This is a genomic window from Microbacterium sp. SLBN-111 (genome assembly GCF_049739645.1).
GTDB lineage: Bacteria > Actinomycetota > Actinomycetes > Actinomycetales > Microbacteriaceae > Microbacterium.
Genome location: NZ_JBMGQH010000001.1, coordinates 2,050,350 through 2,077,335, shown reverse-complemented (window position 1 = coordinate 2,077,335; position 26,986 = coordinate 2,050,350). Strand labels below are relative to the sequence as shown.

Below are 26,986 nucleotides of genomic sequence, written 5' to 3'. Positions count from 1 at the left end.
CTCGAGCTCTCTCTAGTGCTGGATCGGATCTTCGGATCGCGACGCTGCGATGCTAGTTGAAATATTTCAATTCGTGCAAGGATGAACATAATGGATCTCAGCCACCAAGGAAGGAGGGCGAGCGATGACAGACCAGGACTTTCCGTCGATGCACGACGTAGCCCGCGTCGCAGGCGTATCGATCGGGACGGTTTCCAACGTCTTGAACAAACCTGAAATCGTGGCCCCGCCGACGCTGCGTCGCGTCCGATCGGCGATCGACGAGCTCGGGTGGCGCCCGACCGGACGCGGGCGGCGCGCCCCCGCGGGTCCCGACCTCGTCGGCATCGTGCTCGCGGGCGCGGAACCGCACCGGGCGGCGCTCCTGGATGGCATCCGTCGCCGGCTGGCCGTCGGCGGCGCACACCCGCTCGTGACCTTCCCCAGTGACGAGCCCACCGGACTCGACGATGCCGTACGCGCCCTCGAGCGGGCCGGCGTCCGCAGCGTCCTGCTCGAACTGACCGCCGGCGCCGAACCCGTCGCCGTGCAGGCCGCGGAACGCGGTGTGGCGGTCGCCGTGATCGGTTCCCCCACGACCTCCGAACTGAGCTCCGTCGCCGCCGACCACGAGGCCGCGGTCGCCCTCGCGGTCGCGCACGCCCTCGACAGCGGGCGTCGGCGAATCGTCCTGGTCCACCCGCCGCACGACCGGACCGGCGCCGAGCTGCGCCGCACGGCCGCGCGGGACGCGGTCCGCGCGGCCGGGTTCGACCCGGCCGAGGTGCTGGCGGAGCACGACGCGCTGGGTCACGACAGCGCCGCCGGACGCGCGGCGGTGGAGTTCCTCGGGGAGCGCGGGATGAGCTTCGACGCGATCATCCTGCCCGACGACCGCACCGCCGCGGGAGCCTGGCGGCGACTGGCCGAGGACGGCGACGGCAACGGCGGGCGACGCGCGCTGGTGATCGCAGGTCACGACTCGGACGTGGCCGAGGCCCTCGGCATCCCGGCCATCCGGACGCCGCTCACGGCGATCGGCTACCAGGGTGCCGACATCCTCCTCGCCGAGCGCAAGGACCCCCGCCGCGCCCGCGTGCGCCAGGTCTTCCCCGTGGAGCTCGTCGCCCGGGGGCCCCGCTCATGAGCCTGGATGCCGTCATGGCCCACGCCCTGCGGGACGTGCTCGACTGGGACGACTACGCCGTCGCCGTCGCCGAGCTGACCTCCGCCTACGTCCCGCGGTCGGTCGACGTGTCCGAGCACTCCGCCCCGGGTCCGCTCGGACCCGTGCGCGTCCGCGTCTACCGTCCACTCGACGCCCCGACCGATGCGCCGGGACTGCTGTGGGTGCACGGCGGCGGCTTCACCGCCGGCGACGTCGACATGGCGGAGTCCGACGTCGTGGCGCGCGAGCTCGTCGCCCGGGCGGGCGCGGTCGTCGCGAGCGTCGACTACCGTCTCGCCGGCCCCGCCACGCGGTTCCCCGCCTCGCTCGACGACGTCGAGTCGGCGTGGACCTGGCTCTCCGAACGGGCGCGGGAGTTCGGCATCCATCCGGCACGTCTGAGCCTCGGCGGGTGCTCCGCGGGCGGCAACCTCGCCGCCGCGACGGCCTCCCGACTCGTCGATCGGGGCGCTCCGCAGCCCGCCGCCCTGGTGCTGGGGTACCCGCTCCTCCACTTCCCCGTCCCGGGCGTCGAGATCGACGGGGTCGACGACCTGCCCGACATCCTGCGCTTCGGCCTCGCGCACAACATCGACGTGATGCGCGGATACGTCGGGCGCATCGACGACCTTCCCGGGGATGCCGCGCCGGGAAGCCGGCATCCCCGGGGCTTCCCGCCCACTCTCCTCGCGCTCAGCGAGATCGACGAGCTGCGCGGCTCGGGCGAGTTGTTCGCGGTGCAACTCCGCGACGCCGGCGTTCCCGTGCGCGTGGAGGTCGCCGCGGGGATGCCGCACGGGCACCTCAACATTCCGCCCGTCGCCAGCCTGCCCGAGGTCGCGCGCACGCTCGACTCGATCGCGAGCGTGCTCGCCGAAGCGAGGTCGTCGACGCCGGTGCCCTGAGCGGCGACTTTCGGCCGATTCGCGCAGAAGGGGACTTTGGTCCCTCCCCCTCCCCGCCGCGTCCCGGTATCTTCTCGGTCACGTTCCCACGGGTCGGCAAAGGGGCTCCCGATGTTCGGTTTCACACGCACCACGTCAGAGATCACCTGGAAGTCCATCGACGGCGATTTCCTGCTCGGCAGCTGTTCGCGCCGCATCTTCGGCTACGCCACGCGAAGCGCACGGGGCTCGTGGTCCGCCTTCGACGACGAGGCCCGGCCCCTCGGCGTCTTCGCCGACGTCGAGGACGCGAAGCGGGCGCTGTGGCGGGCGCACCGCGAGGGTCACGAGGCCGTGTGCACCGCCCCTCCCGAGATCCTGTCGCGTCGGGGGGAGAAGACGCGGGCGATGCGGGCCTCCGCCGAGGAACGATCGCGCACCGTGGCCGCGCAGCCGGCGTCCTGGTAGGCCACTCTCAGGCCGCGGGCGCCGGGGTCAGGCGCTTCCGCAGGGCGCGGACCGCGTCGCGACCGGCGCGGTTGGCGCCCACCGTCGACTGCGAGGGACCGAACCCGATGAGGTGGACGCGCGGCTCCTCGGCGACCTGCGTCCCGGTCATCCGGATGCCGCCCCGTGCGTTCCGGAGGTGGAGCAGGTCCAGGTGGCGGAGGTCCGCCCGGAAACCCGTCGCCCAGAGGATCGCGTCGACCGCCGTGAACGAGCCGTCCGCCTCTCGCACACCGTCCGGTTCGATCGCGGTGAACATCGGACGACGCACGAGAGCACCGCGCTCCCGCGCTGCGACCGCGTACGGCAGCCAGGACAGTCCCGTGTAGGAGACGACGCTGCCGGAGGGATTACCGGCCTCGACGTCCGCGACCACCTTCGCGATGACGTCCCGCCCCGTCTCCGGGGTGAATTCGCCCTCCCAGAACACGGGCTCCCGCCGCGTGTACCAGAACACCGTGGCCACGCGGGAGATCTCCTCCAGGAGCTGTACCGCCGAGATGCCGCCGCCGACGACCGCCACGCGGAGCCCGGCGAATTCGTCGAGCGAGACGTAGTCGCGGGTGTGCAGTTGCCGGCCTCGGAAGGTGTCCTGCCCCGGGTACCGCGGGAGCACGGGGTTGTTCCAGGTGCCGGTCGCGTTGATCACCGCGCGCGCCTCCCACACCCCCGCGCTCGACTCCACGAGCAGGTCGCCGTCGGGGTCGGCATCCGCGAACCGCACCGCGGTCACCGCGACGGGGCGCAGGATCGGCGGCCGCAGGTGCGCTTCGTAGGCGGCGAAGTACGCGGGCACCGCGTCGCGGCTCGACGCGGTCGAGTCGATCGGCGGCTTCGGGAACCCGGGCAGGTCGAAGATCCCGTTGACCGTCGACATCGTCAGCGATTCCCAGCGGTGCCGCCACGCGCCGCCCGGCTCGGGCTCGGCATCCAGGACGACGAACGACGGTGCGTCGACGTCACGCGAGGGGTCCAGGGCACTCACGAACCCGGCCCGGGCGAGGTGGTACGCGGCCGAGAGCCCCGCCTGCCCCCCGCCGATGACCACGACGCTCGCTCGACGCCGATCATCCGCGGAAATCGTCACCCTCGATTATCGGCACCGATCGCCCCGAGTCGGCGCGGGGCGCACCCGCGGTCGACCCGCTCAGGCCGAGGAGGACTTCTTCTTCTTGGGCGCCGGGGTCTCCGCGTCGTCGCCCGCGGCCGCGGCCTGCTCCTTCGCCCGCTTCTTCGCCTGGGAGGCGAGACGCGCGAGGTCGACCATGCGCAGCGCGTCCATGCGCGCGCGCCGCATCGTGGCGTAGTCGGGGTCGGCATCCGCCGTCATCCCCTCGACGTCCAGACGCTGCGACAGGTTCGCCTCGACGTCGCCCCACGCGGCCTCGCGCGCCGCGGCGACCAGGACACCGACGCGCTCGGGGTCGGCCGCGAACTCGCGCAACTCCTTCGCGACGCCGCGGGACTGGCGGGCGCGCCGGCGCAGGTTGCGCGTGTCGCGGTCGCGGTAGTCGTGGGTGCCCGACGAGTCGGAGAACCGCCCCCACGCGCGCTTGCGCTGCGCCGTCACGCGGTCGGCGGCCTGGTCCTGCTCGGTCGCGAGGGCGCGCAGCGTCTCGCGAGCGAAGTCCGCGAACACCTCACCGTCGAACTGCCCCCCGCGCGCGATCGTCTCGACGAGGATGCGGTTGCGTACGGTGAGCCGCGCCGCGGCCGTCGCGATCGACAGCCCCTCGGCGATGGCATCCTTCGTCCGGCCCACGCGACCTCCCTCTCCAGGCTATCGGTCGCGCCGCGCGAGCGACCCCGCTCAGACCAGGGCGGCGACGATCTTGTGGATGCGACGGGCCCGCGTCTCGGCCGCCTTCGCCTCCGCCACGCTGCCCGCGTGGGCCTTGCGAGTGCTGGGGGCGAGCGCGTCGAACGCGGCGCGCACACCCGCCTCGTCGAGGGCGGCGGCGAGGTCGTCGGGAAGCTCGACGGTGCGCTCGGTGGTGTCGAGGGTCAGTTCCACGGTGATCGGGTCGCCGGCCGCCAGCCCCGTGGCCTTGCGCTTGTCCGCCGCGAACGGAATGAGCTGTCGCCCACCCATCACCGCCAGCGTGCTGGTGTAGACGTACCCGTTGACGTTGACGGTGACCGCCGCGCGTTTGCCGCCGCCCAGCCCCTCGACGACCTCGGGCGGCACCTCGATGCCGGTGTTGTTGCCCATCTGGAACAGCGTCGTCTCGAACCTCATGCGGTGAGTGTGCCAGAGACGCGCGTAGGGGAACAGCGCCGGTTCCGCAATCCCCCCGTCACGCCCCGTTCGTCTCCGTATGGTCGGATTCGTTGCGGAGGGCCTCGGAGAGTACTCGGGGGCCTTCTGTCGTATCCGGCGTCAGTACGCTCGGACGACGACCTCTGCGTGGTCGTACCCCTCGGCCGACACCCGCACCCGGATGTCCCCGGCGCCGGTCGGACGCACGATCGCGAGCGCCCGCCCGTGGAACAGGGTCACGGATGCCGCGGAGAACGGCTCCTCGGTCGCCGCGCGGCCGGTGCCGAGACCGGCGAGCGTCGCGGGACCGTCGACGTGGACGGTGACGCGGACGTCACGATCGCACGGGACGATGCCTGCGGCATCCTCCAGGGTGATCGGCACGAACCATAGGGCGTCCGGACCCGTGACGAGGGTGTCGCCCTCGACGCGAGCGGCGAGCGCGACCTCGGCCGCCGCCGTCCGCAGGGTCGTGCGTCCGATCTCGGCGCCGCCGCGTCGCGCGATCGCGACGAGTTCGCCGGGGACGTACGCGGTCTCGAAGCGCGCGGTGTACTCGCGCGCGGTCCCCACGGGTGCGACGCCGAGCGAGACGCCGTCGAGGAACAGCTCGACCTCGTCGGCATCCGCGTAGACGTCGACCGTCACCGGTGCCCCCGACGCCGCGTCCCAGGTCCAGGAGGCGACCGAGTCGTCCCACGACCACGGCGTCACCGCGACGGGCCGCCCGTGATGGCGCGGCGGGTGGACGGCGAGGAACGGCTCCGTGCGAAGGCCGTAGACGATCTCGCGGAAGTACGACACGGTGCGCCGGTGGCCGGTGATGTCGAGATCGCCGGACTCGGCCGCGAGGTACGGGTACGGTCCCGCCGTGCCGGTGGGGACGTACCCCGGCGCGTCGGTGTAGTCGACCCGACCGATCCCGGCCTCGCCGAGGTAGTCCCAGCCGGTCCAGGTGAAGTCGCCGATCACGTGCGGCAGCCGCGAGACGAGCGGCCACAATGCGCCGATGCGCTCGGGGAACGTCTCCGACCCGACGATGACCCGGTTCGGGAACCGTTCGGCATCCAGGACGTACCGCGAGTCCGCGTAGTTGAAACCGACGACGTCGAGGACGGCGGCCGACTCCTCGATGGACCGGGTCACGAGTTCCGACGCGTTCATGAGCGCCATCTGCTCGCCCATCGTGGCCATGAGCGTGTTGGGGTCGGTCGCCTCGGCTTCGGCCATCGCCTCGGTCATCCGATCGAGGTTCGCGATGATGCCGTTGATGCCGTTGGTGACGAACCGGGTGTCGTCGAGCCCGCGCACGGCCTCCGCGAGCCGGCGGCTCCACACGGCGCCGTGGGCACTGCCCAGCTCGAGGATCTCGTTGCCGATCGAATACAGCACGACACTGGGGTGATTGGCATCCTTCGCCACCATCGCCTCGACGTCGCGACGCCAGTGGTCAGCGAAACCGACGGAGTGGTCGAAGCCGCTCTTCGCGCGCGTCCACACGTCGCCGAGCTCGTCCATCACGACCATGCCGTGGCGATCGCACGCGTCCAGCAGCGCACGGCTCGCGGGATTGTGGGAGCTGCGGATCGCGGTGAACCCGGCCTCCTTCAGCAGTCGCACCCGCCGATCCTCGGCGGCGGGGAGCGCCACGGCACCCAGGGGACCGTTGTCGTGGTGCACGCAGGCGCCGCGCAGCGTCACGGTCTCGCCGTTGATCCGCAGGCCGTGCACCGGGTCGAGCCGGAGCGAGCGGATGCCGAACGCCATGGCCTCCTCGTCGAGCGGCTCCGCGCGGCCCTCGTCGAGGAGCGTCGTGCGCAGGCGATACAGCTGCGGGTCGTCGATCCCCCACCGGCGCGGGTCGCGCACGAGGAGTCGCTGCCGGGCGACGGCGCTCTCCCCCGGCAGGACGGACACGGGCGAATCGCCCACGGCCACGACCTCGCCGTCAGGACCCTCGACCTCCCACCGCACGCGGACGGTGCGGGTATGGCGGGTGCCGTTCTCGACCGTCGAGGAGACCGCGACGATCGCGCGTTCGTCGTCGATGTCGGGGGTGCCCACGCGCGTGGCATCCAGCGCCAGATGCACGGGATCGGCCACGACGAGGTGCACCGGACGATGGATGCCGGCTCCCGTGTACCAGCGCGAGTCCTTGTGCACGCGCGCCTCGACGGTGATGCGGTTCGTCCGTCCGAAGCGCAGGTAGGGGTCGAGGCGCACCGCGAAGGCGGCGTACCCGCTCGCCTCGTGCGCCGCGCGGTCGCCGTTGACGAAGACGACGGCGTCGCGGTAGACGCCCTCGAACTCCAGCAACACCGTCTTCTCGCGCCACTCGTCGGGCACGTCGAGCTCGCGGAGGTACTCGAACACCCCGCCCGGGTAGTACCCCGAGGTGACGCCCTGGGGGCTCGCGGGATCGCGCGGCAGATCGCGGAGCGCGTCGTGCGGGAGCAGCACGGGAACGAAGGCGGTGGCCGCGTCCCGCCGTTCGAAGGCGCCGAGCTTCGGCCCGACGGTCCAGCCGTCGAGCAGGGGTTCGCGGATCACCGGGCGTCCTCGGCCACGGTGTCGAGAAGGTCCTCCAAGGCGGTCAGATCGAATCCGCGGACCATGGTCCGGAAGTACTCCGCAAGCGCCTCGGCCATGTCGGTCGACGCGGGTTCGAGCAGCCACTGCACCTGCAGACCGTCCATGAGCGCGATCGTGGCGACCGCCGCACGCCCCGGGTCGAGGCCGGGGGCCAGGCGACCGGCGGCCTGGATGCGCTCGAACGCCTCGCGGGTGCTCTGGCGCACCTGTTCGTAGCGCCGGCGGAAGTAGTCGTGGGCGGGGTGATCGGGCGCGGTGGCCTCGGCCGACACGGTGCAGTAGAGCTCCACGACCCCGGGAACCGACGCGTTGTGACGCGCGAGGTCGACGAGATTGCGCAGGGTCTCGACCCCGTCGTCCGTGGTGAAGTCGACGATCGCCCGGGCGAGGTCGTCGCGGTGGTCGAGCACCGCCTGCAGCAGCGCGCTCTTGCGCGGGAAGTGATGCAGCAGACCCGCTTCGCTCATGCCGACCCGCTGCGCGATCTCGCGCAGCGATCCCGAGCGGTACCCGGCCTCGGCGAAGACCTCGAGGGCGGCATCCAGGATCGCCTGCCGAGTCGCCTCGGATTTCGCATACTCGCCCCGCTGCCGGCGGGGAGTCTGCGCCGTCTCCGTCATCGCATCACCGTAACGCCCCACCGGCGCGGTCGCGACGTATGGGAGCCCTCTCACGAACCGTTCTACAACGAATTTCTAGTGGTCGCTAGTTTTTTGATCCAAAAATCTAGCGACCGCTCGGATTTGGTGTTACGTTCTCGCGGCAGGGCCACTCACCCGAGCCCAGCCAGAGAGAAGAGGACAAGGATGTTCCGATGGAAGGCCACAGCAGCCCTCGCCGTCGCCGCCGCGCTGACCCTGAGCGGATGCGCCGCTGACAACACCGGCGGCGGAAGCGGCAACGGAAGCGGCGGACAGCTGACGCTCGGCGCGATCGCCGCGCCGACCAGCTACGACATCGGCGCCGGCGCCGAGTACGGCAACCGCAGCCCGTTCTTCCAGGCCGTGTTCGACACGATCCTGCAGAAGAACGCCAAGGGCGAGATCGAGCCGTGGCTCGCCACGAAGTGGGAGTACAACGCCGACAACACCGTCCTGACCCTCACGCTCCGCGACGACGTGACCTTCTCGGACGGCACCAAGCTCGACGCCGACGCCGTGGTCAAGAGCCTCGAGCGCTTCCGCGACGGCACCTCGCCGCAGGCCGCGACGCTCGCCGGCAAGACCTTCGCTGCGCCGGATGCCACCACGGTGACCATCACCCAGTCGGCGCCGGACCCCTCGCTCATCAACCTGCTGTCGATCGCCCCCGGTCTGGTCGAGGCGCCGTCCTCGTTCGACAAGTCGGACGTGTCGACGAACCCCGTCGGCTCGGGCCCCTACATCCTCGACACCGCCTCCTCGGTGACGGGCACGACGTACAACTACACGGCGAACCCCAACTACTGGAACAAGGACGCCGTCAAGTACGACAAGCTCACGATCAACGTCTTCGACGACACCACCGCCATGATCAACGCGATCAAGGCCGGCGAGCTCAACGGCGCGAAGGTCGCGGACAACAACACCATCACCGAGGTCGAGGGCGCCGGGTGGACCATCGAGTCCAACGAGCTCGACTTCCAGGGACTCCTGCTGCTCGACCGCGCCGGGACCATGGCCCCCGAGCTCGGCAACGTCAAGGTGCGCCAGGCCATCAACATGGCGTTCGACCGCGACGCGCTGCTGAAGTCGCTGCAGACCGGCTACGGCACCGTCACCGAACAGGTCTTCCCGGCGACCTCGGTCGCGTACGACGCGTCGCTCGATTCGACGTACACCTACGACCCCGCCGCGGCGAAGAAGCTCCTCGCCGACGCCGGCTACCCGAACGGGTTCACGCTGAACATGCCGACCACCCCGGCGTTCCAGCAGACGTTCGACCTGATCGCGCAGCAGCTGTCCGACATCGGCATCACGGTGAACTACACCGACCCCGGTGCGGCCAACTTCATCGCGGACATGCTCGCGCCGAAGTACCCGGCGACGTGGATGGCGCTCGAGCAGAACCCGGACTGGCAGCTGATCAACTTCATGATCGCGCCCAACGCCACCTTCAACCCGTTCAAGTCGGAGGACCCGAAGGTCGACGCGCTCATCTCGACGATCCAGACCGGCTCGCAGGCGGAGTCCGACGCCGCCCTCAAGGAGCTCAACAAGTACATCGTCGACCAGGCCTGGTTCGCCCCGTTCTTCCGCGTCCAGGGCACCTTCGCCACCGACCCGAACACGAACCTCGAGTTCTGGCCGACCAACGCCTACCCGTCGATCTTCGACTTCTCGCCGAAGAACTGACCCACCGACCGGGCCCACCCCGCACGCGCCGGGTGGGCCCGGTCCGCCCCGAGGGACCACACATGTTCGCATTCATCGTGCGCCGGCTCCTGTCCGGCGTCGTCCTCGTCGCCGTCATCTCCCTGCTGGCCTTCACGCTCCTCTACGCCGCGGGCGGCGACATCGCCCGTCGCATCCTGGGCGAGACCGCCACCGCCGAGACCGTGGCCAAGAAGACCGCGGAGCTCGGCCTCGACCGGCCGCTGTGGACGCAGTACACCGATTGGGTCGGCTCCGCGCTCACCGGCAACCTCGGACGGAGCTGGTTCAACGGCGAGCTCGTCTCGACGAGCGTCTCCGGGCGCCTCGGGGTGACGCTCTCCATCGTCATCGGCGCCACGCTCGTGTCCGCCATCCTCTCCGTTCTGTTGGGCGTCCTCGCCGCGCGCCGCGGAGGAGCGGTGGATGCCACGGTGCAGTTCCTCTCGCTCGTCGGTTTCGCTGTCCCGGGCTTCCTGATCGCCCTCGTCCTGGTCCTCGTCTTCGCGGTGAACCTCGGCTGGTTCAAGGCGACGGGCTTCACGCCGATCACGACCTCCGTGACCGGCTGGCTCTCCTCCGTGATCCTCCCCATCGCCGCGCTCTCGATCGGCGCGATCGCGACGGTGGCTCAGCAGGTCCGCGGGTCCGTCCTGGATGCCACGTCGCGCGACTACGTCCGCACGCTCCGCTCCCGCGGCCTCAGCGAGCGCTCCGTCATCTACACGCACGTGCTCCGCAACGCCGGCGGCCCCGCGCTCGCGGTCCTCGCCGTGCAGTTCGTGGGACTCCTCGGCGGCGCCGTCATCGTCGAGCAGATCTTCGCGATCCCGGGCATGGGGCAGCTGAGCGTCCGCGCGACGACCCTCGGCGACATCCCGGTCGTCATGGGCCTGGTGATCGCCTTCGCGATCATCGTCGTCGTCGTCAATCTCCTCATCGACCTGGCCCAGGCGGCCCTCAACCCGAAGGTGCGACTCGCATGACCGCCATCGCCGTCCCTCCCGCCGTCCCCGTCGCCCCCGTCCGGGTCGCGCTGTTCCGTCGGCTCGTCCGCCGGCCGGTCGGTCTGGTGTCCCTGGTCTTTCTCGCGATCATCGTCGTCCTGACCTTCATCGGTCCGCTCGTCGCGCCGCAGGACCCGAACTTCGCCGACATCCGCAGCATCCTGTCCGGGCCGAGCCCCGCGCACCTCCTGGGCACCGACGGGAGCGGTCGCGACGTGCTGTCGCGCCTGCTCGCGGCCACGCAGACGAGCATCGCCGCCGCGCTGGTCGCGGTCGCCGTGGCCGTCCTGATCGGCGTGGTCAGCGGCCTCGTCGCCGGGTACTACCAAGGCTGGTTCAACACCGCTGCGACGTGGGTCACCGAGCTCACCATGGCCCTCCCCGGCATTGTCGTGCTGCTCGCCGCGCGCGCCGTGCTCGGACCCTCGGTGTGGCTGTCGATGGTCATCTTCGGCATCCTGCTCTCCCCCGGTTTCTTCCGTCTCGTCTTCGCCTCGGTCACGGCCGTGCGCGGCGAGCTCTACGTCGACGCGGCTCGCGTGTCGGGACTCAGCGACGCGCGCATCATCGGTCGGCACGTGCTGTCGGTCGTGCGCGCGCCCATCATCATCCAGGCGGCGATCGTCTCGGGCATCGCCATCGCGATCCAGTCGGGGCTCGAGTTCCTGGGGCTCGGCGACGCGAACGTCCCCACGTGGGGATCGATGCTCACCGACGCGTTCAAGAACATCTACAAGAACCCCGTCGGCCTGGTGTGGCCCTCGCTCGCGATCGCCCTCACCTGCATCGCGCTGACGCTGCTGGCCAACGTCCTCCGCGACGAACTCGAGCGCACGGTCGCGGTGCGTCGGCGCCGCCGTCGCGCGGTGTCGAGCCGCACCGGCTCGATCGCGGCCGTCACCACCTCGGTCTCCCTCAGCGGCGGCGACGTCGTCGACCCGGACGAACTCCCGATCGTCGAGAGCGACGTGATCGTCCACGCCGACGACACGCGGAGCAAGGCGACCGACACGCTTCTGCGCGTCCGCGATCTCCACGTCGGGTACGACCAGGCGGACGGCTCGCACATCGAGGTCGTGCATGGCGTCTCGCTCGACGTCCGCCGCGGCGAGGTCCACGGCCTGATCGGCGAGTCCGGTTCGGGCAAGTCGCAGACCGCGTTCGCCGTCCTCGGTCTCCTGCCGCGCGGCGGCTCGGTCACCGCCGGCTCGATCCTCTTCGACGGCACCGACCTCGCGGATGCCGACGAGAAGGTCTACGGCGGCGTACGCGGCAAGCGCATCGCCTACATCCCGCAGGAGCCGATGAGCAACCTCGATCCGTCCTTCACGATCGGCAGCCAGCTCGTCGAGCCGCTGCGCAAGAATCTCGGGCTGTCGAAGAAGGAGGCGCGCGAGCGCGCCCTCGCGCTCCTCGCCCGCGTCGGCATCCCCGACCCCGCCCGCACGTTCGACGCGTACCCGTTCGAGGTCTCCGGCGGCATGGCGCAGCGCGTGCTGATCGCCGGTGCCGTCTCGACCGATCCCGAGCTGATCATCGCCGACGAGCCCACCACCGCCCTCGACGTCACCGTGCAGGCCGAGGTCCTCGACCTGCTGCGCGACCTCCAGAAGGAACGGCACATGGCGATGCTGCTCGTCACGCACAACTTCGGTGTCGTCGCCGACCTCTGCGACCGCGTGACGGTCATGCAGAACGGCGTGTTCGTCGAACAGGGCCCGGTTCGGGCGATCTTCACCGAAGCGCAGCACCCGTACACGCGGGCGCTGCTGGACGCGATCCTCGACGAGGGTCCGGCACGGCCGCCGCTGGGCGCCGAGGAAGGAGTACGGGCATGACCGCTCCGCTGCTCACGGTCGACGACCTGGTCGTCGAGTACCCGGGCAAGGGCTTCCGCGCGCAGCCCTTCCGGGCGCTCAAGGGAGTGTCGCTCGACATCCTGCCCGGCGAGACGATGGGCCTGGTCGGCGAATCCGGCTCGGGCAAGACCACGCTCGGGCGGGCGGTCCTCGGACTCGCCCCGGTCAGCGGCGGCACCGTCACGTACGACGGCCGCGACATCTCGCACCTCGGTCGCTCCGCGCGGCGCGCGCTGAGCTCGGAGATCCAGGTCGTCTTCCAGGACCCGTACTCGTCGCTCAACCCGTCGATGACGATCGAGCAGATCCTCGCCGAGCCCCTCACGGCGTCGGGCGTGGCCGGGTCGGAGGCACGGTCCCGCGTGCGCGACCTGCTCGATCAGGTGGGTCTCCCCTCGGATGCGCGCAGCCGCCTCCCGCGCGAGTTCTCCGGCGGACAGCGTCAGCGCATCGCGATCGCCCGCGCATTGGCCCTGCGTCCCAGGCTCATCGTGTGCGACGAGCCCGTCTCCGCTCTCGACCTGTCGACGCAGGCGCGCGTGCTCGACCTGTTCATCGACATCCAGAACCGCACCGGGGTTGCCTACCTCTTCGTCACGCACGACCTGGCCGTCGTGCGGCACATCAGCCACCGCGTCGCCGTGATGTACAAGGGCGAGATCGTCGAGACCGGCCCCGCCGACCGCGTGACGTCCCAGCCTGAGCACCCGTACACGCAGCGCCTCTTCATGGCCGCCCCCGTCCCGGACCCCGACCGGCAGGAGGAGCGCCGCGCCGCCCGCCGCGCGCTCCTCGCCGCATCGGCCTGACCGCCCCGGCATCCTGCCCGACTCGCCCCCTTCGCACCCGGAAAGAACATCGTGACCCTGCCTTCTGTCGCCGCGCCCACGACCGCCCACCTCCTCCCCCTCCTGGAGAAGCTGACCCTCGACCAGAAGGCGGCCCTCGTGCAGGGCGCCGACTTCTGGACGACGGTTCCGCTGCCGGAGATCGGTCTGCGGGCCATGACCCTGTCGGACGGTCCCGCCGGGGTGCGCGGCCCGCGGTGGGACGAGCGCGAGCCGTCGCTGAACATGCCCTCCGGCTCGGCCCTCGCGGCCTCGTGGGACGTCGAGCTCGCGTACCGCTACGGCGCGGCCGCTGCCGCGGAGGCGCGCCGCAAGGGCGTCGACGTGGTGCTCGGACCGACCATCAACCTGCACCGCTCGCCGCTCGGCGGCCGGCACTTCGAGTGCCTGAGCGAGGACCCGGAGCTCTCCGCGGAACTGGGTGCGGCCTACGTCCGCGGCCTGCAGGACAACGGCGTCGCCGCCACCCCGAAGCACTACGTCGCGAACGACTCCGAGACCGACCGCTTCACGGTCGACGTGCAGGTCGACGAGCGCGCTCTGCGCGAGCTGTACCTCGCGCCGTTCGAACGTGCCGTGGAAGCCGGCGCGTGGTCGATCATGAGTGCGTACAACTCCGTCGACGGCGTGACGATGACCGAGAACGACCTCCTCGAGACGCCGCTGAACTCCGAGTGGGGCTTCGACGGCGTCGTCATGAGCGACTGGACCGCGGTGCGCTCGCTGGATGCCGCCACCGCCTCGCAGGACCTGGCCATGCCCGGACCCGCTCCGGCGTGGGCGGATCTCGCCGGCGCCGTCCGCGACGGACGCGTGTCCGAGGCCGACCTCGACCGCAAGGTCCTGCGCATGCTGCTCCTGGCCGAGCGCGTCGGAGCGCTGGGCGACGCCCCCGCGATCGAGCCCGCTCCCCTGGATGCCACGGCCTTCGCGCGCGAGTCGGCGGTCGCCGGCACGGTGCTGCTCGCCAACGACGGCATCCTGCCCCTCGAACCGTCCACGGTCGGCTCGATCGCCGTCATCGGCCAGAACGCCCGCGACGCCCGCACCCAGGGCGGCGGCAGCGCGACGGTCGTGCCCGAGCGCATCGTCTCGCCCCTCGAGGGCCTGCGCCGCGCCTACGGATCCGACCGCGTCACCTACGAGCTCGGCGCCGTCGTGCAGGAGGGCGTGGCCGAGATCCCGCTCGCACAGCTGCGCAACCCCGCGACCGGGGGCCCCGGGATGCGCGTGACGTTCGTCGGCGAGGACGGTCGCGACCTCTACGCCGAGGACCGCCGGGCGACCGCGCTGGTGTGGTTCGGCGGCGACGCCCCGATCGCGCAGTCGCGCACCGTCGTCCTCGAGACCGTCTACACGCCCGAGACGAGCGGCGAGATCCAGCTCGGTTTCGCCGGCGCGAACGCGGGCCGCCTCTTCCTCGACGGCGCCCTCGTGCTCGACGACGCCCCCGTCCTCGCCGGGACGGATCTCGGGGCCGCGTTCCTGAACCCGCCGTCCCTCACCGTCGCGGTCCGCACGGAGGCGGGGCGCGAGATCGCCGTCCGCGCCGAGTTCACGCGGAACGACGAGGCCGGTATCCCCGGCGCGATGAGCGTCACGCTCGGCATCGCCCCCGAGAACACGGATGCCGACGAACTCATCTCGCGCGCGGCCGCCGCGGCCGCCGCCGCCGACGTCGCCGTCGTCGTGGTCGGCACCAACTCCAAGGTCGAGTCCGAGGGCTACGACCGCGAGTCGCTCGACCTCCCGGGGCGGCAGGACGACCTCGTGCGCGCCGTGCTCGCCGCCAACCCGCGCACCGTCGTGATCGTCAACGCCGGCTCCCCCGTCGTACTGCCGTGGGCGGACGAGGTCGCGGCGATCGTCCAGGGCTACTTCGGCGGCCAGGAGTTCGGCACCGCACTCGCCGACGTCCTCACCGGTGCCGCCGAGCCCGGCGGACGCCTCCCCACGACGTGGCCCGCCACGCTCGCGGACGTCCCCGTCCAGGACGTGACGCCCCGGGACGGCGTGCTGCGCTACAGCGAAGGCATCCACATCGGATACCGCGCGTGGCTGAAGTCCGGCGCTCGTCCCGCCTTCCCGTTCGGTCACGGCCTCGGGTACACCACCTGGGCGTGGGACGGCGTCGAGCGCGACGGCGACGACGTCGTCGTGACGCTCACCAACGCCGGGGAACGCGCGGGCGGCCAGGTCGTGCAGGTGTACGCCGAGCGCGCGGCATCCACCGTCGACCGTCCCGTCCGGTGGCTCGTCGGCTTCGCCGCCGTCCGCGCGGATGCCGGTGAGACGGTGACCGCGCGCGTGTCCGTGCCCCGTCGCCGACTCGCCCACTGGGATGCCGGGTGGGAGGTCGAGTCCGGGACCTACACGCTGCGCGTGGGAGCGTCCGTCGCGGAGACGCCGCTCTCCGTGGAGTGGGCGGTCGAGGGATGACCGCCCTCCTGCACGGCTCGATCGACCCGCGCCTCGCGGACGCGGGCGACCGCCTCGAGACGGCGCTCGCGGCCGACCCGGACCTGTCGTTCCAGGCGGCGGCGTTCCACCGCGGCGTGCCCGTGCTGGACGTGTGGGGCGGACCGCACCTCGGCGAGGACAGCGTCCTCGTGCCCTACTCGGTGTCGAAGAACACGATCGGGATCACCGTCGGCCTCCTCGTGGAACGCGGCCTGCTCGACCTCGACGCCCCCGTCGCGCGGTATTGGCCGGAGTTCTCCGCGGCCGGGAAGGCCGCCGTCACGGTGCGCCAGCTGCTCTCGCACCAGGCCGGACTCCCCCAGGCCACCCCGGCACTCGACTTCGTCGACATGCTCGACCAGGAATCCGCGGCGGCGAGCCTGGCGGCGAGCGTGCCGTTCTGGCATCCGGGAAGCGCCTTCGGCTACCACGCCACGACGATCGGGACGCTCGGTGCCGAACTCGTGCAGCGCGCCACCGGCCGGTCGATGCACGCCTTCTACGAGGAGGAGATCCGCGCGCCGCACGGTGTCGACTTCTTCCTCGGCCTCCCCGCCGATCAGGAGGCGCGCCGCGTCGACGTCCTCCCGATGATCCCGCCCGCGACCGGTGCCGGCGAGCGTCGCGCGACGCCCCTGGGCGCCCTCGTGTTCGGCCCTGGGCGCTCCAGCGTCGACATGGCGAACGACCGCCGCAGCTGGGGCTACGGGCACCCCGCGACCTCGGCGACGGGCAGCGCCCGCGGCATCGCGCGCCTCCTCGCGGCCGCCGTCACGGGCGTCGAGGGAGGGGCGCCGTTCCTCTCCGCGGAGACGGTCGCGGCGATCGGGCAGCAGCAGGTGCGCGGTTTCGACGAGGTGCTCGGCCAGCAGGACCGCGCCCACGCGATCGTGTTCCAGAAGCCCTCGGCCGCGATGCCGTTCGGCGGACCGCGGGCCTTCGGCCACGACGGGGCGGCGGGCTGCTTCGCGTGCGTCGACCCCGACAGCGGCGTCGCGTTCGCGTGGACGATCGTGCGCGGTCCGTGGCCGGGCGGCGGGGATCCGCGCGCGATCGCCCTGGCCGCGGAGATCGGGAGCATCCTGGGGGCCGACGCATGACCGACTACCCGAACCCCCTGATCCCCGGTTTCCACCCCGACCCCTCGGCCGTGCGCGTCGGCGACGCCTGGTACCTGGCGACCTCGACGTTCGAGTACCTTCCCGGCATCCCGATCCACCGGTCCACCGATTTCGTGACGTGGGAGCTCATCGGCCATGTCGCCACGCGTCCCGGACAGCTCGGCGTCGAGGACGTGCGCACGGCGGGGGGCGCGTGGGCGCCGACCCTGCGCCACCGCGACGGCGTCTTCCACCTCGTCGTGACGGATGCCATGGGCCGGGGCATGCTGCACTTCACCGCGATCGACCCCGCGGGGCCGTGGAGCGACGGCGACCTCATCACCGACTCCGCGGGGCGGGCCTCGCTCGACGGCATCGACCCCGACATCGCGTGGGATGCCGACGGCACCGCGATCATCACGTACTCGGGGCTGATCCTCGGCGGCGAGGGGGCCGGCCGGCACCTCGGCATCCTGCAGGCCCGGGTCGACCTCCGCACGCACCGCGCGCTCGAGGAGCCGCGGTCGCTGTGGTCGGGCACGGGCGGGCAGTTCCCCGAAGCGCCGCACCTGTACGAGATCGACGGGCGCTGGTACCTGCTCATCGCCGAGGGCGGCACCGAGCGCGGACACGGCGTGTCCATCGCCCGCGCGGACCGCCCTGAGGGGCCCTTCGAGACCGGACCCGCGAACCCGATCGTGTCGGCACGATCGACGATCCGCCCCGTGCAGAACACCGGCCACGGCGACCTCGTGATCGGTCCCGACGGCGAGTGGCTGTGCGTGCTGCTGGGCGTGCGCCCGCGCAGCATGACGCGGGCGTTCTCCGCGCTCGGGCGCGAGACGTTCGTCACCCGCGTGCGGTGGCACGAGGACGGCTGGCCCACGATGGAACCGGTCGCGCTGAACCCGCGTCCCGGAACGCACGTCGAGGCGACGTTCTCGCCCGATGCCCCGCTGGACGGCGAGTGGATCACCCCGCGCCGGCTGCCGGAGCAGGTCTCCGACCGCGCGACCCGCCCCGGGTGGCTCGTGCTGCGCGCCGACGGGTCGACGCTCGACGACCCGCGACCGGTGTTCGTCGGCCGCCGCCAGGAGCACCTGACGCAGTCGACCTCCGTCGACCTGGACTGCACCGCCGGAGTCGGCGGGCTGGCCGTCCGCTACGACGAGGACTTCCACGTCGAGGTCGAGGCGGGCGGCGGTCGCGTCGTCGCCCGCGCGAACGTCGCGGGTCTCGTCCAGGAGTGGGCGGCGGCTCTCGACTCCGACCACGTGACGCTGCACATCGACTCGCGCCGTCCCGAGATCGAACGGGGCTTCGCCCGCACGAGCGACGTCTTCCACCTCGGGGCCACGGTGGCGGGCCGCCGCATCGATGTCGCCGAGGTCGACGGCAGATTCCTGTCGTCGGAGACGGCGGAGTCCTTCACCGGCCGCGTCGTCGGCGTGTACGCCCGCGAGGGCCGAGTGGATGCCACGAACTGGATCTCCGAGGGGAACGACGAATGAGCGAGGCACAGGTGACGCTCCGTGCGGAGCTGCGCGAGGACACCGAGTTCGTCGCGGTCGCCCGCCCCCGCCTGTCGTGGCGCGTGCGGACGGAGGCGCCGGACTGGCGTCAGGTCCGCGCCGAGCTGACGGACGGCATCGACACGGTCGCGGTCGAGGGCGACGCCTCGGTCCTCGTGGACTGGCCGTTCCGCCCGCTCGCCCCGGGCGAGCGCCGGGACGTGCGCGTCCGCGTCACGGGAACCGACGGCGGGACGAGCCCGTGGAGCGCGCCCCGGCCGGTGGTCGCGGGGTTCCTCGGCGACGGCGAGTGGGTCGCGGAACCGATCGGTCTCGCGGACGCCTCGGCGCCGGCACAGCCCGCCCTCGTGCGCACGACGTTCCACCTCGAGCGGCCGGTGCGCAGCGCGGTGCTGTTCTGGACGGCGCTGGGGGTGGCCGAGCCCGAGATCAACGGGACGCCCGTGAGCGACGACGTGCTGTCGCCCGGGTGGACGTCGTACCGCGACCGGCTCGTGCACGAGACGGTCGACGTCACCACCCTCGTCAGCGCGGGCGAGAACGTCCTGGGCGCCACGATAGCGGGCGCCTGGTACACCGAGAAGTTCGGCTTCTTCACCTTCACCGATCGCGTCTACGGCGACCAACCGTCGTTCCTCGCGCAACTGCGCGTGACGTACGAGGACGGCGAGGTCGCGACGCTCGCCGCGACCGGCGCGGGGTGGGAGGCCTCCCCGGACGGACCCGTCCGCGCGAGCGGCATCTACGCCGGTGAGGAGCAGGACCTCGGCCGAACCGGCGAGACGGTCACGGCGGGCTCGCGGTGGACACACCCGCCCGCGTGGGCGCCGTCGCGCGCCCGGACTACGAGACCGTGCCGGTGCCCGAGGCGCGGATCGCCCCGCCGGTCCGTCGCACGCAGACGCTGCGCGTCGCGACGCGCCTCACCGCGCCGTCGGGCGGCACGATCCTCGACTTCGGGCAGAACCTGGTCGGTCGCCCGCGGCTGCGGGTGCGCGGCACCGCCGGCACCCGCGTCACGATCCGCCACGCCGAGGTGCTCGAGGACGGCGAGCTTGCGCTCCGCCCGCTCCGCAACGCCCGGGCCGAGGCATCCTTCGTCCTCTCCGGCGGCGACGACGTGCTCGAGAGCCGGTTCTCGTTCTACGGCTTTCGGTACGCGCAGATCGACGGCCTCGACGTCGACGACGCCGAGGTCGAGGCGGTCGTGCTGCACACCGACCTCGTCCGCACGGGCTGGTTCTCGTCGTCGCACGCGCTGCTGGACCGCCTGCACGAGAACGTCGTGTGGGGCATGCGCGGGAACTTCCTGTCGATCCCGACCGACTGCCCGCAGCGCGACGAACGCCTCGGGTGGACCGGTGACCTGCAGGTGTTCGCGCCCACGGCGAGTTTCCTGTATGACAGCGCGGGGTTCCTCACGTCCTGGCTGCGCGACCTCGCGCTCGAACAGGAGCGCCACGACGGCGTCGTCCCCCTCGTCATCCCGGCGGCGCTGCCGTCGTTCGCCGGCGGCGGTCCCGTCGCGGCGTGGGGCGACGCGGCCACGGTCGTCCCGTCGGTGCTGCACGACCGCTTCGGCGACCGCGCGGTGCTCGCCGCGCAGTACCCGAGCATGCGCGCGTGGGTCGAAGCCGTCCGCCGCGACGCCGGCGAGAGCGGTCTGTGGGCGGGGCACATGCAGTTGGGCGACTGGCTCGATCCGGCCGCCCCGCCGGACAAGCCGGGCAAGGCGAAGGTGGATGCCGACATCGTCGCGACCGCGTGCTTCGCGCGGTCCCTGCGGCTCGTCGCCGAGGCGGCGTCGCTGCTCGGGCACGCCGCGGACGCGGAGCTGTACCACGGGCTCGCCGAACGCAGCCGTCGCGCCTTCGTCTCGGAGTACGTCACGCCCGCGGGGCGCATGATGAGCGACGCACCGACCGCGTACGCGCTCGCACTCACGTTCGACCTCGTCGACGACCCCGCCACCCGGCAGGCCCTGAGCGACCGTCTCGCCGCCCTCGTCCGCGAGGGCGGGTACCGCATCGGCACCGGCTTCGTCGGGACGCCGCTCGTCGCCGACGCGCTCACCGACGGCGGCCACCTCGCCGCCGCCGAACGGCTGCTGCTGCAGACCGAGTGCCCGTCCTGGCTGTACCCCGTGACGATGGGGGCGACGACCGTGTGGGAGCGCTGGGACAGCATGCTGCCCGACGGGTCGGTGAACCCGGGCGAGATGACCTCGTTCAACCACTACGCCCTGGGCGCCGTCGCCGACTGGCTGCACCGCACCGTGGCGGGCCTCGCCCCCGCCGCCCCCGGCTACCGTCGCGTGCGGATCGCCCCGCGTCCGCTCGCGTCGCTCGAGCACGCCTCCGCGCGGCACGAGACGCCCTACGGCGAGACCGCCGTCGAGTGGCGTCGGGAGGGGGATGCCGTGCGCATCACCGCCGTGGTGCCGCCGAACACGACCGCCGACGTCGACCTCCCCGGCATCCCGGCGGACGGGACGACCGTGCCGGCCACCGTGGGTTCGGGAACGCACCACTGGACCGTGGTCTTGCCCGCCGCTCCACCCGCGCCCCCGCTGCCGGGCCTCGAGGCGCCGCTCGCGGCCGTCATCGACGACCCGCGCGCGTACGCCGCGCTTCTGGAGACGCTCGCCGAGAGCGCACCCGAACGCGTCGCGGCCGTGCGCACCGACACCGTCTGGGGCGCGAACCGACCGCTCGCCAGCGCCCTCATGTTCACCCCGCAGGACGTGCTCGACCGCGTCGATCACGCCGTACGCGCCGCCACCGGCGCCGCCTGACCCTCGAGGACCGATATGTTCGACCGCCGCTCCACCTTCGGCGAAGCCCTGGACCACCCCGGCGCCCGTGCCGTGCTCGAGCGATTCCTCCCCGGCGTCGCCGCCTCCCCGATGGCGACGCAGTTCCGGGGCGGACGCCTCGGCCAGCTCGTCGCGATCGTGCCGAGCCTCGAGGATCCCGACCACCGCGCGCGGTTCTGGGCGGCGCTCGCCGAGATCGGCGACGGCGACGAGCGGGCGCCCTACGCCCCGGCGATCGCGCCCTCGGCGAGCTACGAGGGCGACGAGGTCGCGCGCGGCTCCGCGCGCGTGCGGCCGGTCACCGCGACGCCCCGGTGGGGCGTCCTCGAGGTGCGGGTCGACGGTCCGTCGCACGGCAACCCGTTCGTCGACGTCGACGCGCACGCGACCTTCCGCCGCCCCGACGGCTCGACCGTCCGCGTCGGCGGGTTCTACGACGGCGACGGCGAGTGGGTGTTCCGGGCGCTGGCGGATGCCGAGGGCACCTGGTCGTTCGAGACGGATGCCACGACCCCCTCGCTCGACGGCCTCACCGGAACCGCGCACGTCGGGGTCGCGGCATCCGGCGCCCACGGTCCGGTCCGCGTGGACGGCTTCCACTTCCGGCACGCCGACGGCGAGCGCCACCGGCCGTTGGGCACGACCGCGTACGCGTGGACGCACCAGCCCGAGGCCCTGCAGGAGCAGACGCTCGAGACGCTCGCCGACGGACCGTTCCGCAAGCTCCGCATGTGCCTGTTCCCGAAGTCGTACCTGTTCAACGCCAACGAGCCCGACGACTTCGTCTTCCCCGGGTCGCTGGCCGAGGGCTTCGACCTCGAACGCTTCGATCCGGCGCACTTCCGCCGGCTCGAGCGCCGCATCGCCCAGCTCGGCGCCCTCGGGATCGAGGCCGACCTCATCCTGTTCCACGCCTACGACCGCTGGGGATTCGCCGACCTCGGTCCCGCCGTCGACGACCGGTACGTCCGGTACGTCGTGCGCCGGCTCGCGGCGTTCTCGAACGTGTGGTGGTCGCTCGCCAACGAATACGACCTCGTGTGGGGCAAGGACGAGGACGACTGGGAGCGCCTCGCCGCGATCGTCGGCGAGGAGGACCCTTTCGGTCACCTGCTCTCGATCCACAACTGCCGCCCGTTCTACGACTACACCCGGCCGTGGATCACGCACGCGAGCGTTCAGCGCGTCGACGTCTATCGCACGGCCGAGAACACCGACGAGTGGCGCGAGCGGTGGGGCAAGCCCGTCGTCATCGACGAGTGCGCGTACGAGGGCGACATCGACCAGGGCTGGGGCAACGTCACCGGCGAGGAGATGACCCGCCGGTTCTGGGAGGGCGCGGTCCGCGGCGGGTACGTCGGCCACGGCGAGACGTACCTGCCCGCGCCGGTCGGCGAGGCGGTCATGCCCGCCGCCGCGGGCACCGACGACGAGGTGCTGTGGTGGGCGAAGGGCGGCGTCCTGCACGGCTCCTCCCCCGCGCGGATCGGGTTCCTCGAGCGCGTCCTCGCCGACGTCCCCGGGGGCGTGCTGGACCCCGCGCCCTCGGACTGGGACGTGCCGTGGGCGCAGTCGGCGGATGCCACGGTGCGCGTGGCCTACTTCGGTTTCAACCGCCCGCGCTTCCGCTCCGTCCTGCTCGGCGAGGGCGAATGGGTCATCGACGTCATCGACACGTGGAACATGACGATCGACCGGGTGGACGGCATCCATTCCGGGACCGTGCGCGTCGACCTGCCGGGGCGGCAGTACATGGCCGTGCGGGTGACGCGGGTGGACGCATGACTCGACTGGAGGGCAAAACCGCGCTCGTCACGGGCGCCGCCCGCGGGATCGGGCTCGCGGTCGCGACTCGATTCGTCGCCGAGGGCGCGCGTGTCGTGCTCGCCGACCGGGATGCCGCGGGGGTCGAACGGGAGTCGGTGCGCCTGGGTCCGCGGGCTCGGGCGGTGGCGATGGACGTCACGGCCGAGGACGACGTCGCGGCGGCGTTCGCCGACCTGACCGCGGCAGGATGGACCCCCGACGTGGTCGTCGCGAACGCCGCCGTGCAGCTGTTCGGCAGCGACGCCCCCATCGCCGACCTCGACCTGGCGGTGTGGCAGCGCACGGTCGACGTGAATCTCACCGGCACGTTCCTCACGGTGAAGCACGCCGTGCGCGCCCTGCTCGCTCGCGGGGGCGGCGCCGTCATCCTCACCGGCAGCCCGACGGCCGTCAGCGGCGAGGGCAAGGACTTCACGGCCTACAGCGCGTCGAAAGCCGGAGCGCACGGACTGGTGCGTGCCGTCGCCGCGGCATATGCCGACCGTGGCATCCGCGTGAACACCGTCCAACCCGCCTACACCGAGACCCCGCTGGTGAGCGCGATCTCCGACGATCCGGCCGCGCGGTCGGCGATCGTCGGACGTATCCCCGTCGGTCGGGCCGGCACCGCCGACGACGTCACGGGCATCATGGTCTACCTCGCGAGCGACGAGGGGGCGTTCGCCACCGGCGCCACGTTCGTCGTGGACGGCGGAATGACGACGCTCTGATTCCGGGCAGCGCGCGCACGCCTCCTAGCGCATGGCATCCCGGCGTGCAAAGCCCAATCCGAAACACCCAGTGTCTCCGAAGATGTGTGGAAGGCGGCCGAGTGGCCGCTGCAAGAACTCTGGGAGGTTCATCATGAGCTCGTCACCGAACCGCATCGTCGCCACCGTCTTCGGTGCCGTCTACCTGCTCGTCGGTCTGCTCGGCTTCGCCGTCACCGGCGGCGTCGGATTCATCAGCAACGAAGGCGGCCTGCTGCTGGGCATCTTCGAGGTCAACCCGCTGCACAACATCGCGCACCTCCTGATCGGTGCCGCGCTGCTGGTCGCCGGTCTCGCCAACGCGCGTGCTGCCAAGGGCGTCAACACCACCGTCGGTGCGGTCTACCTGCTCCTCGGTATCGTCGGCTTCTTCCTCACGGGACCGGCCAACATCCTCGCGCTCAACGTTCCCGACCACTTCCTGCACCTCGCGAGCGCCGTCGTGCTCCTGGGTGTCGGCCTCGGCGCCGAGCGCAACATCCCGCGCACCGCGGCGGTCTGACCGTGAACGCCGCGACCTTCGTCCGGTCGTGGCCCTCCGTGTCCGCATGGGGGGCCGGGCTGATCCTCGCTGCCCTCGGTGCGGGCGCGATCGTGGGACCGAGCTCCGGGGCCGCCTCGCGCGGCCTCGGAGCGGGTCTGGTCGTCCTCGGGGTCGGCGCGCTGGTCTGGGGCGGGGCCGTCCTCGCCCTCGGCCGGCTCATCGCTCCCCGGACGACGCTGGTGGGCGTCCTCGCCGGCATCGTGCTGGCCGCCGCCCTCATGTTCGTGCTGCCCGCGCACACGAGCGTCATCGCGATCGCCGCGGCAGCGCTCCTCCTCATCGTCGTGGGCGCCTCGGTCGCCGGGCGGGTGCGGCGAGCCGACACGGCCCCGCGCACCGCACAGCCGATGAGCGTCATCGGGCTGCTGCTCGCCGCGTCGATCATCGCGGTCGTCGTCACCCCCGCCCTCGGCGCGACGCAGGATGCCGTGCTGATCCGCGACGACGGAACCGTTCCGGTCATCACCCACGAGGGCCACTGATCCGGCCCTTCCCCCGACCGGAGATGGCACGCTGGAGAGCGTGACGTCCTCACCTCCGGTCCCGGCGCCCGTCGCACGGTTGCGTGCGAAGCTCCTCACCGCCCTCGCCGGCGACCCGACCGGTATGGCCCCGTACGTCCGGGCGATCGCCGAGGGCGACGACGGCGGCTACTTCGTCGAGAACGGTCCCGCGTGGACCGTCCATGCCGGAATGGGCACCCTGGTCGCCGGCATCCGGGCCCTTCTTCTCCAGGCGCTGCACCCCGGAGCGCTCGCGGGCGTGCACGACTGGTCGCGCTATCGCGAAGACCCGATCGGGCGTCTCACCGGCACGGTCCGGTGGGTCATCACGCTCACGTACGGATCGAGAAGCCAAGCGGATGCCGAGACCGCCCCGCGTCGGCCGCTTCCACCAGCGCGTGCAGGGGTCGTACGTCGCCGGCGACGGCGCCGAGCGCAGCTACACCGCCGAGGACCGCGACCTCGTCCGGTGGGTGCACATCGCCTTCACGGACGCGTTCCTCCGCAGCCACCAGGCGTACGGCGGACCGATCCCCGGCGGCGCCGACGCGTACGTCGCCGACTGGGCCACGGCCGGGCGGCTCATGCGCATCCCCGACCCGCCGCTGACCGAGGCCGCGCTGCGCGCCGAGCTCGAGGGGTTCCTCGACCGCGGAGAGCTGCGCCGCGACGAGCGCGTCGACGACGTCGTGCGGTTCCTGCGGAAACCCCCGTTCACCGGACTCATGGGTGTCGCGTATCGCGTGCTGTTCGCCGCCGCCGTGGCGGCGTTCCCGCCACGCCTGCGCCGGCTCCTGGGGGTGCGGCGTTCGTGGCTGCCGGTGAAGACCGCGACCCGCCTGATCCTCCGCATCACCGAACGGGCGCTCGGCTCCGGCCCGCGCGCGCAGGACATGGCGCGGCTGCGCCTGCGGCGCCTCGGGCTGTAGCCCGCGGCGGGGGCGCGCGTTCCGCCTCGTTCAGTGTCCAGAACACGCCGACTCGCGGCCGGGTGGTCGCCTGTCCCTTCGCGTTCAGTGTCCAAGACACGCGGACGCGCTCGCGTGGCATCCGCGTGTCTTGGACACTCAACCGGGGCGGGCGCGCCGCACAACTCCTGCAGAACCCCGGGGCTGCGGCATCCGCGCCCGAAGAGCGGCGGGTCTGCCGGAGTTGCGCGCCCTGCTCTCCCCGCGTTCCGTGTCCAGAACACGCGGACGCGCGGTGGGGTGGTGCGTGTGCATTCTCGTTCAGTGTCCAAGACACGCGGACGCGCTCGCGTGGCATCCGCGTGTCTTGGACACTCAACGTCGGGGCGCCGCGGCCGGAGGCCCTGGCATCCATCCCTCGGCTCCGGCGCCACCCGCCCCACCCCGACGTAGCCTGGAATCACCCGAGCACACGGCGGAGGCGACATGGGCGACGACCCGAGACAGGCGGCGGAGCAGTACCGCCTGGACCGGCGGATGCGGGATGCCGGTCTGGAACCGGAATCCGCAGAGGCGCCGGCGCGCGGCTCGACGGCCGCCGAACGGGCCGCGTTCGTGGAGACGTCGATCCAGCAGGCGATCCGGCGCGGGGAGTTCGAGAACCTCCCCGGGGCGGGGAAACCACTCCCCGACCTGGGCGGAAGTCACGACCCGGACTGGTGGATCCGCCGCAAGATCGAGACGGAGAAGCTGTCGGGGCTCGGGCCGCCCGCGCTGACGCTGCGGGTCGAACACGCCGAACTCGCGCAGCGGATGGACGCGATCTCGCGCGAAGCCGACGTCCGTGAGGCGCTCGAGGACTTCAACCGCCGCGTCATCGAAGCGCGCCGGCAGTTGCTCGGCGGACCCCCCGTGGTCACGCCGACGGTGGACGTGGATGCCGAGCTCTCGGCGTGGGCGTCCCGTCGCCGCGCTCGCGAGGCAGCTTCCGCCGCTGCGCCCCCGCCGCGTCGCCGTCGGTGGTTCGGGCGCTGAGCCGCGGCCGGTTCACGTGATCTCGCCGAGGTCGCTCCCGGTCGCGCCCACCCGGTGA

Annotated in this window: 21 protein-coding genes and 2 pseudogenes; 18 read left to right on the top strand and 5 right to left on the bottom strand. The window is 72.3% G+C overall.

Features of this window, described 5'->3' with window-relative positions:
- Positions 1-124: 124 nt before the first annotated feature.
- From RKD05_RS09560 to RKD05_RS09550, 3 genes are all read left to right on the top strand, one after another.
- Positions 125-1,126 carry a LacI family DNA-binding transcriptional regulator gene (locus RKD05_RS09560; RefSeq protein ID WP_424709649.1) on the top strand — a complete coding sequence of 334 codons (1,002 nt, stop codon included), beginning with the start codon at positions 125-127 and terminating at the stop codon, positions 1,124-1,126.
- Positions 1,123-2,052, top strand: coding sequence for an alpha/beta hydrolase (locus tag RKD05_RS09555; RefSeq protein WP_424709647.1), 930 nt, complete (start codon positions 1,123-1,125; stop codon positions 2,050-2,052). The genes RKD05_RS09560 and RKD05_RS09555 overlap by 4 nt, the downstream gene beginning before the upstream one ends.
- Positions 2,053-2,163: 111 nt before the next feature.
- On the top strand, positions 2,164-2,499 hold the full coding sequence (locus tag RKD05_RS09550) for a hypothetical protein (protein ID WP_424709645.1): 336 nt from the start codon (positions 2,164-2,166) through the stop codon (positions 2,497-2,499).
- Between the two features lie 7 nt (positions 2,500-2,506).
- On the opposite strand, the gene RKD05_RS09545 is transcribed toward RKD05_RS09550, so the two are convergent.
- The 5 genes from RKD05_RS09545 to RKD05_RS09525 form a co-directional block, all read right to left on the bottom strand.
- A complete protein-coding gene (locus RKD05_RS09545; RefSeq protein WP_424711806.1) occupies positions 2,507-3,619 on the bottom strand; it encodes an NAD(P)-binding domain-containing protein in 1,113 nt (370 codons plus the stop codon).
- A 66-nt stretch (positions 3,620-3,685) separates the two neighbouring features.
- The gene (locus RKD05_RS09540) at positions 3,686-4,300 is read right to left on the bottom strand and encodes an asparagine synthase (protein ID WP_424709643.1); all 615 of its coding nucleotides are present in this window, start codon (positions 4,298-4,300) and stop codon (positions 3,686-3,688) included.
- A 48-nt stretch (positions 4,301-4,348) separates the two neighbouring features.
- Positions 4,349-4,777, bottom strand: a complete 429-nt coding sequence (locus RKD05_RS09535) for a YdeI/OmpD-associated family protein (protein ID WP_424709641.1) — start codon at positions 4,775-4,777, stop codon at positions 4,349-4,351.
- A gap of 141 nt (positions 4,778-4,918) precedes the next feature.
- Positions 4,919-7,348, bottom strand: a complete 2,430-nt coding sequence (locus tag RKD05_RS09530; RefSeq protein WP_424709640.1) for a glycoside hydrolase family 2 TIM barrel-domain containing protein — start codon at positions 7,346-7,348, stop codon at positions 4,919-4,921.
- The gene (locus tag RKD05_RS09525) at positions 7,345-8,010 is read right to left on the bottom strand and encodes a TetR family transcriptional regulator (RefSeq protein WP_424709638.1); all 666 of its coding nucleotides are present in this window, start codon (positions 8,008-8,010) and stop codon (positions 7,345-7,347) included. The genes RKD05_RS09530 and RKD05_RS09525 overlap by 4 nt, the downstream gene beginning before the upstream one ends.
- Before the next feature lie 186 nt (positions 8,011-8,196).
- On the opposite strand from RKD05_RS09525, the gene RKD05_RS09520 reads away from it, so the two are divergent.
- The 15 genes and pseudogenes from RKD05_RS09520 (at position 8,197) to RKD05_RS09450 (ending at position 26,928) form a co-directional block, all read left to right on the top strand.
- Positions 8,197-9,723, top strand: a complete 1,527-nt coding sequence (locus RKD05_RS09520; protein WP_424709637.1) for an ABC transporter substrate-binding protein — start codon at positions 8,197-8,199, stop codon at positions 9,721-9,723.
- Between the two features lie 62 nt (positions 9,724-9,785).
- Positions 9,786-10,727, top strand: coding sequence for an ABC transporter permease (locus tag RKD05_RS09515; RefSeq protein WP_063258829.1), 942 nt, complete (start codon positions 9,786-9,788; stop codon positions 10,725-10,727).
- Positions 10,724-12,586 carry a dipeptide/oligopeptide/nickel ABC transporter permease/ATP-binding protein gene (locus RKD05_RS09510; RefSeq protein ID WP_424709635.1) on the top strand — a complete coding sequence of 621 codons (1,863 nt, stop codon included), beginning with the start codon at positions 10,724-10,726 and terminating at the stop codon, positions 12,584-12,586. Before RKD05_RS09515 ends, RKD05_RS09510 begins: the two co-directional genes overlap by 4 nt.
- On the top strand, positions 12,583-13,416 hold the full coding sequence (locus RKD05_RS09505; RefSeq protein ID WP_424709634.1) for an ATP-binding cassette domain-containing protein: 834 nt from the start codon (positions 12,583-12,585) through the stop codon (positions 13,414-13,416). Before RKD05_RS09510 ends, RKD05_RS09505 begins: the two co-directional genes overlap by 4 nt.
- A 195-nt stretch (positions 13,417-13,611) precedes the next feature.
- Positions 13,612-15,894 carry a beta-glucosidase family protein gene (locus tag RKD05_RS09500; protein WP_424711805.1) on the top strand — a complete coding sequence of 761 codons (2,283 nt, stop codon included), beginning with the start codon at positions 13,612-13,614 and terminating at the stop codon, positions 15,892-15,894.
- Positions 15,891-17,015, top strand: a complete 1,125-nt coding sequence (locus RKD05_RS09495) for a serine hydrolase domain-containing protein (RefSeq protein ID WP_424709632.1) — start codon at positions 15,891-15,893, stop codon at positions 17,013-17,015. Before RKD05_RS09500 ends, RKD05_RS09495 begins: the two co-directional genes overlap by 4 nt.
- Positions 17,012-18,526, top strand: a complete 1,515-nt coding sequence (locus RKD05_RS09490; protein ID WP_424709630.1) for a family 43 glycosylhydrolase — start codon at positions 17,012-17,014, stop codon at positions 18,524-18,526. Before RKD05_RS09495 ends, RKD05_RS09490 begins: the two co-directional genes overlap by 4 nt.
- Positions 18,523-19,260: pseudogene (locus RKD05_RS09485) on the top strand (alpha-L-rhamnosidase N-terminal domain-containing protein); the annotation flags it as partial. The gene RKD05_RS09490 and the pseudogene RKD05_RS09485, both read left to right, overlap by 4 nt.
- A gap of 89 nt (positions 19,261-19,349) precedes the next feature.
- A complete protein-coding gene (locus tag RKD05_RS09480; RefSeq protein ID WP_424709628.1) occupies positions 19,350-21,341 on the top strand; it encodes a family 78 glycoside hydrolase catalytic domain in 1,992 nt (663 codons plus the stop codon).
- A 15-nt stretch (positions 21,342-21,356) separates the two neighbouring features.
- Entirely contained in the window at positions 21,357-23,147 is a 1,791-nt protein-coding gene (locus tag RKD05_RS09475; RefSeq protein WP_424709626.1) for a DUF5605 domain-containing protein, read from the top strand.
- Positions 23,144-23,899: an SDR family NAD(P)-dependent oxidoreductase gene (locus RKD05_RS09470; RefSeq protein ID WP_424709625.1), complete on the top strand. Its 756-nt coding sequence runs from the start codon at positions 23,144-23,146 to the stop codon at positions 23,897-23,899. The genes RKD05_RS09475 and RKD05_RS09470 overlap by 4 nt, the downstream gene beginning before the upstream one ends.
- Before the next feature lie 133 nt (positions 23,900-24,032).
- Positions 24,033-24,440 carry a DUF4383 domain-containing protein gene (locus RKD05_RS09465; protein WP_022880532.1) on the top strand — a complete coding sequence of 136 codons (408 nt, stop codon included), beginning with the start codon at positions 24,033-24,035 and terminating at the stop codon, positions 24,438-24,440.
- A gap of 2 nt (positions 24,441-24,442) precedes the next feature.
- Complete coding sequence (locus RKD05_RS09460; RefSeq protein WP_424709623.1) at positions 24,443-24,964, top strand: hypothetical protein; 522 nt, start codon at positions 24,443-24,445, stop codon at positions 24,962-24,964.
- A gap of 124 nt (positions 24,965-25,088) precedes the next feature.
- Positions 25,089-25,914 (top strand): annotated as a pseudogene (locus RKD05_RS09455) (oxygenase MpaB family protein).
- Between the two features lie 465 nt (positions 25,915-26,379).
- Complete coding sequence (locus RKD05_RS09450) at positions 26,380-26,928, top strand: DUF1992 domain-containing protein (protein ID WP_424709622.1); 549 nt, start codon at positions 26,380-26,382, stop codon at positions 26,926-26,928.
- Positions 26,929-26,986: the final 58 nt, after the last annotated feature.